Below are 13,755 nucleotides of genomic sequence, written 5' to 3' on the forward strand. Positions count from 1 at the left end.
GAAGGGATCTGGTTGCTTCCCGCGCTCGACTTGCATGTATTAGGCACGCCGCCAGCGTTCGTCCTGAGCCAAGATCAAACTCTCCATAAAAGTGTTTGAATAGAATCAACATCAGTTAATTCCATTTATGTTCTTAGCTTGTTGCATACTCAATAAGTGAAACTTAATGAGTTGTTTGAAAAGAAAAACATGTTTTCTTTTCTTGACATACTGGTTGTTTTGTTCAGTTTTCAAAGAGCAAATTTGTAAGTCGCTTTCTCAGCGGCGACTTCTCTAATATAACATAATCATTGATTTGATGTCAACAACTATTTTTAATCTTTTTTGTCGCATTTCCTTGTGGAATTTGGCAACGGATATAACTTTACCATGGTTAATTATTAAAGTCAACGGTTATTTTACATTAAATTTACATTCCCGTTATAAAGCGCTACGGTACACATGAAAGGCAGCAAAAAACCTAGCAACTCATTATCAGCACTAGGTTCTTTATGAATCTCATTTATACTATTCATTCTGCATCATGATTGTTACCCATGTCATTTACAATATATTTTCTTTGAAATACGCCGACGCCTTTTGTTTCTTCTAGTATTACTGAAATTATACTCTTTTCAACCAAATAGGAAAGTATAGCGCTCAAGTTAAATCTGTAAGGTTGTACCATGGGTTTGTTCTTAATATCTGCGTACGACCAGGGTCTGTCATTTGTCTTCATTAATTCTAACAGGTGCTTGGCTGATGACTTTGCCCTTTTATTCATAACAAAGTCCATTGCAATAATCATCAATTCAATATTTTGCTTCACTTCTTCTTGCCGATCGATAAATACTTCATATAGTTTATACACTTCCAAATCGATATTCTTTACTTGCGCCCAAACAGTTACTTCTGGGTAAAATCCTTTCTCAATTACTGAAAGTCTTGCTAAATAATGAAGGGAGTTCAGGATTTTACTATGTGCATCTTTAAGTTCTCCGGATTCATATAGAGATTTTGCTTCACTATATGACTTCACAAGCTTACCGAAATTAATTGCCTTCCTCAGTTCACGCTTTTCACGGGGGAAATCCCGAAGTTCTTCTTTTAATCTAAAAACATATTCATTACGATCAAACACAGTTTTTCCATATATAACCCATTCAACAGCTCTACGGTAACCACTTAGATCAATCCAATCCATCAAAATACCTTCATCCACAACATGTACTGCTGCTGTTTTATCAGTAACCTCATAATGTTTTACATACATCGATTGTTCATAATTTCTAACGATGATAAGTAAAATAACATCAAAGTCGTCTGTAATTGGGCTGGCAAACTGTGTCTTTTCTATTATCAATATCCCTATTGTATTCGGATTACTTGCGTGTTCCTGGTATATCGGTCTCAGGAAGTTTTCCATTTCCTTTTCCCCCATTCTTCTATTTACTTGTGTTCAAAAAGGAGGATAAAAAGGACCAAGAAGTTCGAGGCAGCGTAGCTACCGGCTACTCACCTATTAATACGTGAGTTGCCGGCTTGCACAGGTGGTTCTGCTACCGCTAACTAGAAAATTCGATGTGTCACTTTTACCGGACTTTTTTAAACATCCTCTATTATATATAATTCGTTTCATTAAGTGGAAATCCTTTATCAAATACAAAACTTTTATGAAAATATGCTATACTACAATTGTAAATTAAGGGGGAACAACATGGCACAACAATTGGTTTATTCAAGTAAAATAAATAAAATAAGAACGTTTGCTTTAATCCTGGTTTTCGGTGGAATCCTTTTAATGTATGCAGGAATATTAACAAAGAATATCGAATGGCTTATGGTTATATTCTTTTTATTAGGTTTATTAGCAGTCGTTCTAAGCTGTGCTGTATATGTCTGGATAGGTACCTTGTCACTCAAAGCTGTTCCTGTTGTCTGTCCAAGCTGTGAAAAGCCGACAAAAATGCTTGGGCGTGTCGATGCTTGTATGCACTGCAAACAAACATTAACAATGGACAGGAATCTAGAAGGTGAAGAGTTCGATGAAAAATACAATAAGCGCAGATATGCTAAAGCTACGAAAGACAATCATAAGTAACGAAAAATCCGTCGATCTTGACGGATTTTTTTAACCAAAAATAAATGAAGTTCCTATAAACCGGTAAGAAAGGAAATAATTTAGATGATACCGTTGCTACATTTTGATTTTATTGACAAGGATGGGAAAATGAATCCTTTATTATTTAAAAAACCAACCAAAATCATTTCCACATCTTTAATAGAGGAAGTGATTCCTTTACTGAAACAGATTGAGGACGAAACAAATAACGGATACTACGCTGCCGGTTATATCTCCTATGAAGCTTCACCCGCTTTTGACCAATCTTTTCAAGTAAATCCCAATCCAGAAATGCCTCTCCTCTGGTTTGGGATTTTCGAAAAACCAGAGGAGACTTCTCTTCAAAATTTTGAGGCTTTTTCCACCTCCGATTGGAAAGCACAAACAAAAGTTAATGAGTATAACAATAATATTAACCGAATCAAGAGTTTTATTGAGCAAGGCATTACATATCAAGTCAATTATACAATTCGAATGCAATCAAAATTCAATGGAAGCACTATTTCCTATTACAATCAATTGGCCCAAGCTCAGGCAGCAAATTACAGTGCTTATTTAAACATTGGAGATTATTCCATTATTTCCGCTTCACCTGAATTATTTTTCCACTTAAAAGAAAATAAGATTACTACTAAACCAATGAAAGGTACAATCGGTCGAGGCAAGGATAAGCAGGAAGATCAATCTAACTCCGACTGGTTGTATCAATCAGAAAAAAATCGCGCTGAAAATGCAATGATTGTTGATTTATTACGGAATGATCTCGGAACAATCGCAAATCAAGGGTCTGTAGAGGTACCCAGCTTATATTCCATTGAAGAATATCCGACCGTCTTCCAGATGACTTCTACTATTACTGGGGAAATTTCAAATGATAAAACAATCACTGATATTTTCAGGAGCCTATTTCCTTGTGGTTCTATTACAGGAGCGCCCAAAATAAGCACAATGAATATAATCAATAATCTTGAGAGCAGTCCAAGAGATGTTTACTGTGGTGCCATTGGTTATATAACTCCCGACAGAGAAGCAATTTTTAACGTGCCAATTCGTACTACTATCATTAATAATAAAAATGGAAGTGCTAGGTATGGAGTAGGTGGTGGTATTACTTGGGATTCCATAGACAAGGAAGAGTATGATGAAATTCTCGTTAAAGCAAAGATATTGAATGTGAAACCTCTTGAATTTGATTTATTGGAATCACTCGGACTTGAAGACGGCTCCTATCTTGTTTTAAACAATCATTTAAATAGACTGCGCCAAACAGCAGAACATTTTAAATATAAAGTTGATTTCATAACTATTAAAGATAAATTACACGCGTTTGCAAATCAACATGCTGAAGGAAAGTGGAAGGTTCGATTACTATCCAGTAGAAATGGTGATATCTATATAGAAGGAAAAGAAATTAAGGCCTTTACTGCTCCCCTTCAGATAGAATTGGCAAATATACCTGTAATTAAAGAAAATGTATTTCTTCATCATAAAACGACAAACAGAAGTATTTATGAAAATATATTAAAGCATCATCCGAATGTTTATGATGTTCTTCTATGGAATGAAGACAAAGAAATCACTGAATTCACCACAGGAAATGTAGTAATGGAGATGAACGATAAACTTTATACTCCCCCATTAGCATCAGGTCTGCTAGCAGGCACATACAGGAAAGATTTACTTGAAAAAGGTATTATCTTAGAAAGAAAAATAGTTATCGATGAGCTTTCTATGGTTTCAAGGATTTGGTTAATTAACAGTGTGAGGAAATGGGTCCAAGTAAAATTTCGGAAAAAGCCATAAAAAAAAACCAAATGCTCCAATGGCATTTGGTTTTTTAGTTTCAATGCTTTTGCGTTTGTAACTTCTTGCAACCATCACATTTACCATACAACTCCAGGCGGTGATAACTTACATCAAATCCTGTGACTTGTTCCGCGAGGGATTCCACTTCGTCGAGTGGCGGATAATGGAAATCAACTATCTTGCCGCAAGCATCGCAAATAATATGATAATGATCAGAAGTGTTACAATCAAATCGACTTGATGAATCTCCATAGGTCAATTCTCTAACGAGTCCTATTTCTTTTAATACGCGCAGATTATTATATACTGTAGCAACACTCATATTGGGGAACTTTCCCTCTAACGCTTTATATATTTCATCTGCAGTAGGATGGACCATCGCATTAAGCAAGTATTCCAGAACCGCATGACGTTGTGGTGTGATACGGACGCCTGATTCCTTTAATGTATCAATCGCTTCCTGTAAACGTTCTTCAGACACCGTCAACCACCTCTCTTTCAAATATATTGCATTCCGTTTAATAATATTATTAGATTATAATCTTTATAATTAGTGTACCTGCTTTGATAGTACTCTGTCAATAATAGTATATTAATGCGTATTCAAAAAGAAAGATAAAAAAGACCGAGGAATCCACTTCCCCCAAGTACACTTTTAGATAGAGGTGCAGAATTATATTCAACGTACGTTTATACATGGAAAAGCAAGCATTCTTGCGAAATTTGACGCGTTATTTTCACCGGCCTTAAGTTTAGAACAACCTCTATCAATATATGCCTGCATTAGATTTATCAGTATTTATATATCAACATTCAACACTAACTCTTCTCCACCAAGTTGTTTATTTACATATCTTGCTGCGACAAATAGGAAGTCGGATAAGCGATTTAAATAAGATAAAACAAGTTCATTTTCCAATTCATCACCTAAACCTACTGCCATGCGCTCTGCTCGTCTTACAACCGTTCTTGCTGTATGTAAGGCACTGGATGTACTGTGACCGGATGGAAGTATAAAGTTTTTTAATGGATCCATTTGCTTATCCCATTCATCAATTTGCTTTTCCATCTCTTCTATATGACTACCTTTCAACTTCCAGCTGACTTCCTTATCGTTTGGTGTGGAAAGTTCAGCCCCTACGTGAAAAAGAATTGTCTGTACACGATGCATTTGTTCGAAAAAGGCTGCTTTACCATCCCACTCTTGTTCATCAAGGAAACTTAATGCTAAACCAATTACAGAATTAGCTTCATCACATGTTCCATATGCTTCCACACGTAAATGATTTTTTGGTACGCGTTTTCCATAAACTAAGGATGTTTGGCCCTTATCACCTGATCGAGTATATATGCGCATCTTAATACCCCCTAGATAAATTTACTTTATTGATATAATCATCTTTTTGTTCGATGTGGTTTATTAGATTTTTTCTAAAAATTCCCATTGCTCTTGTAACATAATGTGGTGACTTACCAGAAATATGTGGTGTAACCGTAATATTTTCTTCCGCCCAAAATGGATGACCTTTAGGCAATGGCTCCTCTTCAAACACATCTAATACGGCATGTGCAATTTCTCCATGTTGAATGGCTTTTAGAATGACATCGCTTGTAACTGCATCACCGCGTCCCATATTCAAGAAAACACCATGTTCTGGCATAGCCTGAAAATGTTCGTCTGTAAAAAATTCCTTTGTCTCTTCTGTACTTGGCAGGACGGAGACAAGGAAATCCGCTTGAGGTAAGACTTGGTTTAGTTCATCATTTGTATGATTTTCGTCAAAGAACTCAACTGTTTTTCCACTTCTTGATATTCCAATCGTTTTCATTCGAAAAGCTTTAGCTAGCCTTGCTACTTCTTGTCCAATGGCACCAGTGCCTGCAATGATAATCGTTTTATTTGAAATCTCATTAACTTTAACTGTTGGATCCCAGTTTTGTTCCTTTTCTCGCTCCATAATTCTTTTTCCCTGACGATACACCTCAAGCAGCATCGATATTGCATATTCAGCCATTTGCACTTTATGTATTCCTCTTGCATTTGTAACTACAACATTTTTCTCCTCCAAAAGTTGAAAAGGCAATTCGTCCACTCCTGCAGACAATACCATGATCCATTTCAGGCTGGCAGCGTTATTTAATAGGTCTTCCGTTAAGTCGCTCCCATAGGTTACGATTACTTCTGCCTCTGGTAAATATTTTATTGTTTCATCTTCACTTTTAGAATACACAATTTTTTGTTCTGTAAACGTTCCTTTCAATTCATCCTTATGCTTGTTTGATAGCTTCGCAGTAAATAATATCAATGCTATTCCCTCCCTGTTCTTCGTAACTTTATTGTAAACGTTTTCCTTATATCTGAGTAGTAAAAAGATTTCAAAAACCAAAAACAGCCCTAAAAAGGACTGTTCTATACTAGATTATAAACTTTCTTTTATAAATGTAAGTGCATCTTCTACATGACCATCTACTTTTACTTTGCGGTATTCTTTTTGAAGACTTCCCTCTTTATCGATAATAAATGTGGAGCGTTCGATACCATAATATTCTTTACCGAAGTTTTTCTTCAATTTCCATACACCAAAGTCTTCTGCTACCTTATGATCTTCATCAGCTAAAAGCATAAACGGCAATTCATGTTTATCGATAAATTTCTGATGACTTTTCACCGGGTCAGGACTGATTCCGATAATAACTGCATCCAGTTCAGCAAAGCTTTCATGTTGATCACGGAAATCACAAGCTTCTGTTGTACATCCCGGTGTCATATCTTTCGGATAAAAATATAGAACAACATGTTTTCCTCTAAAATCGGATAGGCTAACCTCTTCCCCCGAATGGTTCTGTAACGTAAAGTCTTCAACCTGTTTCCCAACTTCTACTGTCATACTAAAACCCCTCCATTACATAATTAATTTCACTATATCATATTGGAGGGCTAGATTCATTCTTCCCTGCTTCTACCACCGAACTGGACAATCTTTAAAACAAATGCAGCTGGTAGAACGTACCCGATTAATGCTTCCGTTAAAGCAATCAACCTGCCTATTCCAATCGGAGTTATATCACCATAACCAATAGTGAGCAAGGTGACACCACTAAAGTAAATAGAATGAATCATAGATCCTAGTATACTCACATCCCGCAGCTCTCCATTCTCTACAAGAATAATCCCCTGAAAGGATAAAATAAAATATATCAATCCATACCCAAACATGACAATCACATAAATACATAATAAGGCTACAAATACTTCCGTTGAAAAATGGTTACTCCAGGTTTCTAGTGTAATACTCCGTTTATTTCCACGAATAAAATCGGCTAAACTTTTCACAATGACACAGCAGACTGCAACAAATAATAGCCAAGGAATAATCATGACAGAATCCCCTCTTTTTTATAATCCTTATTATGTATATGCAATATAACTGCAGGCTTGTCTTTTAAAAGGCTGTCTTCGTATAGATTGCTGTTATCTGCCCCTAGTCGCGATAAACTACGAACTAACTACTATCTATGTTAGATCCTTTGTAACTGCTGGCTGATTTCCTTTTGCGGCCGTCCGCGATCGTGCGGGCGGATGCGCACCCTCAAGCCCCGAAGAGAAAACCACTCTTCTGGTCCTCGGACACGTGCTGTTCTAAGCAAGAGTCACCGCCCTCCACTCACCCGGACTGGTAAAGCTGTATGATGAGATTTTTTACAATCACTAATGCAGTTAATAGAATTTAAACTTCTAACCAGCTCTGGGTAATACACGAAGACATTATGCTGTTGGCGTGTTAATCAATATGAATGTGTTCATTACCTTTTTTTGTTATATTAAATAATGTCACATGCTATGCATGGACACTTAAGGGAGGAAAATGATAGATGAATTTCACAAAATCAGAGGAACTGCATAAAGAAGCATTGGAGCATATTGTTGGTGGAGTTAACTCGCCTTCACGTGCATTCAAAGCTGTAGGTGGTGGGTCACCAGTATATATGGAACGTGGCCAAGGACCTTATTTTTGGGATGTTGATGGGAACAAGTATATCGATTACCTTGCAGCATACGGACCAATAATTACGGGACATGCCCATCCACATATTGCAAAAGCAATTGCACATGCAGCAACCACCGGTGTATTATACGGAACTCCAACGAAACTGGAAAATCAATTTGCGAAAATGCTCAAAGAAGCAATCCCTTCACTTGAAAAAGTACGCTTTAATAATTCAGGTACAGAAGCAGTTATGACAACGATTCGTGTGGCAAGAGCATATACAGGACGGACCAAAATCATTAAATTTGCAGGCTGTTATCATGGACATTTCGATGCCGTATTAGTTCAAGCCGGTTCAGGTCCATCTACAATGGGAACACCCGATTCCGCCGGTGTACCAAAGTCAACGGCAGAAGATGTGATTACTGTTCCGTTTAATGATTTGGAAGCTTACAAAGAAGCTTTGACCAAATGGAAAGGTCGAATTGCAGCCATATTAGTGGAACCAATCGTCGGAAACTTTGGCATTGTAGAACCACATGAAGGATTTCTTCAAGCAGTAAATGATTTGACACATGATGCAGGAGCACTTGTCATCTATGATGAGGTAATCACTGCTTTTCGCTTCACATATGGCAGCGCACAGCAGTTGTATGGCGTGGAGCCTGATATGACTGCAATGGGCAAAATAATTGGTGGTGGATTACCAATTGGTGCTTATGGTGGTCGCAAAGATATTATGGAACAAGTTGCACCATTAGGACCAGCATACCAAGCAGGTACAATGTCTGGAAATCCCGCATCCATGGCTTCAGGAATTGCCTGCCTGGAGGTTTTGAAGCAGGACGGGATTTATGAAAAATTAGATCAATTGGGAGAACAATTGGAAAAAGGAATTCTTGCAAAAGCAACCGAATTTGATCTCGAGATTTCTGTTAACCGTGTACGTGGGGCACTTACCGTATTTTTTGGCAATGAAAGAATAACAAATTATGCACAGGCGGAAGCAACCGATGGAGAAGCATTTGCTACGTTCTTCAAATTAATGCTTGAGCAAGGAATTAATCTCGCACCATCTAAATATGAAGCATGGTTCCTGACAACCGAACATAAAGAATCAGATATCGAAGAAACAATTGACGCTGTTGGACACGCATTTAAAAAGATGGCTAATAAATAATAAAAGGATCTTTGTTTAAAGTTTTTTTGCTTTAAAATACTCGCAAATGAGAGAAATTTCCATTTAAGAAAAGAGACTTCGGCGACCGCTCTGGGAAATATACTTCGCGCACCTTAGGGCGGCTGGTGAGCCAACTTGCGCTAAAGCACACATATTAAGAAATCAGCCAAGAAAAATGACCTCTCCTTTGGTGGAGAGGTCATTTTTTTATTCTTTTCCATCATCCAAATGCTGTATTTGATATAAATCATAATAGTGACCTTGCAACTGCATCAACTCATTATGTGAACCAATTTCCACGATTTGACCATTCTCTACAACAACAATTCTATCGGCATGTGTGATGGTTGCCAATCGGTGTGCAACAATAAAGGTTGTCCTTACAGAGGCCAACTCTTCCATTGTTTCTTGGATTAAATGCTCACTTTCCAAATCGAGTGCCGATGTCGCTTCGTCGAAGATCAATATTGGTGGATTTTTTAGAAATACACGTGCTATAGCGACGCGTTGCTTCTGCCCACCAGATAATTTCACACCACGTTCACCGACTAATGTGTCATAGCCCTGTGGCAATGTTTCAACAAAGTCATGTGCATTTGCAGCCTTTGCCGCCGCTACTACTTCTTCATCTGTTGCATCAGGATTTCCCATCCGAATATTCATTGCAATTGATTCACTGAAAAGTATATTATCCTGCAAAACCATTCCAATATTATTTCGCAATGACCTGGCTTTCATGTCCCGAATATCGATCCCATCGACTTTAATTGCACCGCCAGTAACATCGTAAAATCTTGGAATTAGACTGATTAAGGTTGATTTTCCTCCACCGCTCATACCAACAAACGCAATAGTTTCGCCCTTTTCGACATTTAAGTTAACATTTTCCAGTACAGCACGCTCTTCCTCGTCATATTTAAATGAAACATTTGCAAATTCGACGGTTCCTTTTAGCCTACCTGCGTCAACTGCATTATCTTTATCGACGATATCATACTTTTCGTTTAGAAATTCAAATACACGGTCAATGGAAGCAACAGCCTGTACAAGTGTTGTCGAAGAATTGATAAGTCTTCTTAGTGGGCTATATACCCGCTCAATATAACCGATAAATGCTACCATAGTACCCAACGTAACATTTCCCAAAATCACTTGATAACCAGCAAATGCAATTACAATGAGTGGAGCAATATCCGTGATTGTATTCGTTACTGCAAACGTTTTGGCATTCCAATCGGTATGATGTAATGCTTTATCAAGGAAGTTTCTGTTACGTGTTTGAAATTGGCCTTGTTCATAGTCTTCTAAAGCAAAGCTTCGTGTTACCGGAACACCTTGGATACGCTCATGCAGATGACCTTGCACTTCTGCCAAAGCCTGAGATCTTTCCCTTGTCAATCGTCGTAATTTGCCGAAAAAGTATTTTATCGCAAAACCGAATAGTGGAAATAAGATCACTGTAACGATGGTCAAACCAACATCCATTGTTAACATGATTCCAATCGCGATTAGAATCGTAATAAGGTCAAGCCAAACATTCATTAGACCAGTAATCACGAAATTCTTCGTTTGTTCGACATCATTTATTACCCGGGAAATAATTTCGCCGGTTTTTGTCTGAGAATAGAATTTTAAGCTCAGTTTTTGTATGTGATCGAATAGCTTGTCCCTTATATCATATAAAATTGTATTACCTACCCATTGTGCAAGATATTGACGAATGTATTCAATAGGCGGGCGGAGTACAAGAAATACGACAAAGGCAATACCCATGATCCAGAAAAGATTATTAATTTTTTCTGCATCTGCAATATTTTCCGCTCCAATAATATCATCTATCACATATTGCAAAATTAAAGGCATTAGTAATGGAATACCAAATTTTATAATGCCAACTAAAATTGTCAATAAAATCTTCCATTTATATGGTTTTACAAATTTCATGTATTGCTTAACACTGCTCATTTTATCTTCCCCTATTATCAATAGAAAACCCCTGCTACACTTTTTAATAACACGGGTAAGCCCCAATACTTGAGTTAGTTGATGTTATGCAATTTTAACGATATGTCAAATACCGTTCATACCAGCCATCAACAAAATCAGGTGCAAACGGTCCTTTTCGTTGTCTAACCCATCGTAACAGATATTCCATATTATTATGAAGAATTCTATCTAATACGACCGGATAATTCATTAATTGTTTATGTTCGTCATATTCATCTTCATCCAAAAGATCATAGGTCATATCCGGATACACTTTAACATCTAAATCATAATCAATATACTTTAATGCCTCATCATCGAATATAAAGGGAGAACTTATATTGCAATAGTAATGTATACCATCTTCCCGCAGCATACCTATAATATTAAACCAATACTTTGAATGGAAATAACAAATTGCCGGTTCCCTTGTAATCCAAGTCCGGCCGTCACTCTCCGTCACCAGAGTTCTATCATTTGCACCAATAACAATCGATTCCGTACCTTTCAATACTACACTATTCTCCCATGTCCGATGGAGCTGTCCATTATGTTTGTAACTTTGTATTTGCATTTTAGAACCTGCCCTCGGAGCCACCATTCTATCTATCTTCCTTTCCCCATATATTTATTTCCGCATCAATTATCCATTCATTATAATGGTATCATGCCTAAATATAAAGCGTAATGAGTTCTATAGCAAAGTTAGAGGGATTGAAAATGAATGTAACTGTTTATGTTCATGACATCATTGCTGCCTGGAATCCATGCTTTCTTAACAAAAAAAGAGTCTCCTTCTGAAATAGAAGGAAACTCTTTTTTGTCACCTGGAATATCGGTTGTTACTTCTTGTTTGATTGAGATTGTTGGTTTTGCTTTCTTACTTCCTGAGCATTTGTCTCAGAAGCAAACTCAGTTCCAAACTGGCCTTGTCCTTTTGCAGCTTGTCCTTGCACTTGTTGACTTTTTCTTTGTGCCGATTGTTGGTTTTGTTGTCTTACTTCTTGAGCATTTGTCTCGGAAGCAAACTCAGTTCCAAATTGGCCTTGCCCTTGTGCTGCTTGTTGGTTTTGTTGTCTTACTTCCTGAGCATTTGTCTCCGAAGCAAATTCAGTACCAAACTGTCCTTGCCCTTGTGCTGCTTGTTGGTTTTGTTGTCTTACCTTTTGAACGTTTGTACCTGCAGTTGTTTGATTTGGTTTTTTAGCCATCACTATCACCTCCGCAATAATTAATTTCTCCACTTACCGAAAAGTTATCCAATAAATTTTTATTAATTTTACAGAACCTAATAAAGGAAACACTTCCGGGCGAATAAATTACAGGGAAAAAGCATAACTTATAATTGCGATTCCACTTCATTATTGGAGGTTACAGCTATGAATACACCAAGAGACTTCACAGAACTGTCCATGATGAGTAAGACAAGGTGGCAGGATAACGAATTACAGTTTTTTCAGCATGCTCTCTCACAAATTCTCCCTTATATAAATTCAGAGGGATTAACCATTTTACATGAAATCAATAGGGAAATGTATAAGCGAGTAGAAAACAGTCAAGACTCCCTCAACCTTTAAAGGGGGGCTTGACTGTTTTTTTATATCGTATCTTCATTTAGTTGAATTAGTAATATATTTCAGCATTTTCTGATGTGAAACAGGAAAAGGATAGTTTGTAATGTCAGATCGATCAACAAAAATGATTCGATCATCATCTATGGCTGTTTGGTCTGTACTTGCCCCAAAGATTTCCAACTTCCAAATCAGATGGGAAAATACATGTTTTAACTTTCCTAATTGCTGATTTAGATTAATACGTAATCCATACTCACTGTACACCCAATTTTCAAGGTGCCCCATGCCAATCTCTTCAATTGGCACCATCGGAAATTGCCATAAACTTGCCAGCAATCCATTTTCTGATCTTTTTTCGATAATAAATTCGCCATTTTCATTTTCGATTAATAAAACAACATAGGCAATTGTTTTCTGTTTTTTTGCCTTCTTTTTGATTGGTAATTCTTCTTGAATACCTTCAGCAAAAGCTCTGCAATATTCCTGTACGGGACAGAACATGCAGGCTGGTGATTTCGGTGTACAGATTGTTGCCCCAAGATCCATAATTGCCTGATTAAAGGAGGATGGATCTTCTTTGGAAATCAGTTCACGTACATACCCCTCGAACAGTTTCTTTGTGCGTTGCCTGGCGATATCTTCTTCAATTTTTAAAATCCTTGAAAAAACCCGCATTACATTACCATCAACTGCTGGTTCTGGTTGATTAAAAGCAATCGATAAAATTGCTCCCTGTGTATAGGGACCTATGCCTTTTAATGATCCGAGCTCTTTTGGTGTGGATGGTACCTCTCCACCATATTCTTCAACAACTTCACGAACAGCGTTTTGAAGGTTCCTTGCACGGGAATAGTAACCTAAACCTTCCCATGATTTAAGAACATCCTGTTGGTCGGCAGCAGCAAGCTCATACAAATTAGGATATTTATCGATAAAATGATTAAAATAAGGGATAACTGTATCCACCTTGGTCTGTTGCAGCATGATCTCTGAAACCCATATTTTATATGGATCTCTTTCTTTACGCCAAGGTAGATCCCGTTTGGTTTCGGTATACCATCGAAGCAAATCATTTTGAAATTGTAAACTGTTAAAATTATTTAATAGTTGATCCGTCAT

14 protein-coding genes and 1 rRNA gene are annotated in these 13,755 nt (G+C 37.3%); 4 read left to right on the forward strand and 11 right to left on the reverse strand.

Going from position 1 to position 13,755, the window contains the following annotated elements:
* Nucleotides 1-90 (reverse strand): 16S ribosomal RNA (locus tag BV906_RS18580); the annotation flags it as partial.
* Between the two features lie 421 nt (nucleotides 91-511).
* A complete protein-coding gene (locus tag BV906_RS18585; RefSeq protein ID WP_087975115.1) occupies nucleotides 512-1,405 on the reverse strand; it encodes a nucleotidyltransferase-like protein in 894 nt (297 codons plus the stop codon).
* Nucleotides 1,406-1,696: 291 nt separating this feature from the next.
* On the opposite strand from BV906_RS18585, the gene BV906_RS18590 reads away from it, so the two are divergent.
* Nucleotides 1,697-2,080, forward strand: coding sequence for a YgzB family protein (locus BV906_RS18590; RefSeq protein WP_087975116.1), 384 nt, complete (start codon nucleotides 1,697-1,699; stop codon nucleotides 2,078-2,080).
* 84 nt (nucleotides 2,081-2,164) lie between these two features.
* Nucleotides 2,165-3,904 carry an aminodeoxychorismate synthase component I gene (gene pabB / locus BV906_RS18595; RefSeq protein ID WP_087975117.1) on the forward strand — a complete coding sequence of 580 codons (1,740 nt, stop codon included), beginning with the start codon at nucleotides 2,165-2,167 and terminating at the stop codon, nucleotides 3,902-3,904.
* A 40-nt stretch (nucleotides 3,905-3,944) separates the two neighbouring features.
* On the opposite strand, the gene perR is transcribed toward pabB, so the two are convergent.
* From perR to BV906_RS18620, 5 genes are all read right to left on the reverse strand, one after another.
* A complete protein-coding gene (gene perR / locus BV906_RS18600) occupies nucleotides 3,945-4,388 on the reverse strand; it encodes a peroxide-responsive transcriptional repressor PerR (protein ID WP_087975118.1) in 444 nt (147 codons plus the stop codon).
* A 318-nt stretch (nucleotides 4,389-4,706) separates the two neighbouring features.
* Nucleotides 4,707-5,264: a cob(I)yrinic acid a,c-diamide adenosyltransferase gene (locus tag BV906_RS18605; protein WP_087975119.1), complete on the reverse strand. Its 558-nt coding sequence runs from the start codon at nucleotides 5,262-5,264 to the stop codon at nucleotides 4,707-4,709.
* Nucleotide 5,265: 1 nt separating this feature from the next.
* Complete coding sequence (locus tag BV906_RS18610; protein WP_087975120.1) at nucleotides 5,266-6,213, reverse strand: D-2-hydroxyacid dehydrogenase; 948 nt, start codon at nucleotides 6,211-6,213, stop codon at nucleotides 5,266-5,268.
* A 114-nt stretch (nucleotides 6,214-6,327) separates the two neighbouring features.
* Nucleotides 6,328-6,795, reverse strand: coding sequence for a thioredoxin-dependent thiol peroxidase (gene bcp / locus BV906_RS18615; protein WP_087975121.1), 468 nt, complete (start codon nucleotides 6,793-6,795; stop codon nucleotides 6,328-6,330).
* Between the two features lie 56 nt (nucleotides 6,796-6,851).
* Entirely contained in the window at nucleotides 6,852-7,286 is a 435-nt protein-coding gene (locus BV906_RS18620) for a potassium channel family protein (protein WP_087975122.1), read from the reverse strand.
* Between the two features lie 494 nt (nucleotides 7,287-7,780).
* On the opposite strand from BV906_RS18620, the gene BV906_RS18625 reads away from it, so the two are divergent.
* Entirely contained in the window at nucleotides 7,781-9,076 is a 1,296-nt protein-coding gene (locus BV906_RS18625; RefSeq protein ID WP_087975123.1) for a glutamate-1-semialdehyde 2,1-aminomutase, read from the forward strand.
* Between the two features lie 207 nt (nucleotides 9,077-9,283).
* Here the strand turns inward: BV906_RS18625 and BV906_RS18630 are convergent, their stop codons facing one another.
* The 3 genes from BV906_RS18630 to BV906_RS18640 all read right to left on the reverse strand — a co-directional run bounded on the left by BV906_RS18630 (nucleotide 9,284) and on the right by BV906_RS18640 (nucleotide 12,273).
* Nucleotides 9,284-11,041, reverse strand: a complete 1,758-nt coding sequence (locus BV906_RS18630) for an ABC transporter ATP-binding protein (RefSeq protein WP_087975124.1) — start codon at nucleotides 11,039-11,041, stop codon at nucleotides 9,284-9,286.
* A 94-nt stretch (nucleotides 11,042-11,135) separates the two neighbouring features.
* The gene (gene ntdP, locus BV906_RS18635; RefSeq protein ID WP_087975125.1) at nucleotides 11,136-11,663 is read right to left on the reverse strand and encodes a nucleoside tri-diphosphate phosphatase; all 528 of its coding nucleotides are present in this window, start codon (nucleotides 11,661-11,663) and stop codon (nucleotides 11,136-11,138) included.
* A gap of 241 nt (nucleotides 11,664-11,904) precedes the next feature.
* Entirely contained in the window at nucleotides 11,905-12,273 is a 369-nt protein-coding gene (locus BV906_RS18640; RefSeq protein WP_087975126.1) for a gamma-type small acid-soluble spore protein, read from the reverse strand.
* A 168-nt stretch (nucleotides 12,274-12,441) separates the two neighbouring features.
* Here BV906_RS18640 and BV906_RS18645 point away from each other — a divergent pair, with 168 nt between their 5' ends.
* Nucleotides 12,442-12,639: a hypothetical protein gene (locus tag BV906_RS18645; protein ID WP_087975127.1), complete on the forward strand. Its 198-nt coding sequence runs from the start codon at nucleotides 12,442-12,444 to the stop codon at nucleotides 12,637-12,639.
* Between the two features lie 33 nt (nucleotides 12,640-12,672).
* On the opposite strand, the gene mutY is transcribed toward BV906_RS18645, so the two are convergent.
* Nucleotides 12,673-13,755 (reverse strand): A/G-specific adenine glycosylase, encoded by a 1,083-nt coding sequence (mutY, locus tag BV906_RS18650; protein WP_087975128.1) that lies wholly within the window; start codon nucleotides 13,753-13,755, stop codon nucleotides 12,673-12,675.

Origin of the sequence: Oceanobacillus rekensis (assembly GCF_002153375.1) — a bacterium.
Taxonomy (GTDB): Bacteria; Bacillota; Bacilli; order Bacillales; family Amphibacillaceae; genus Oceanobacillus; species Oceanobacillus rekensis.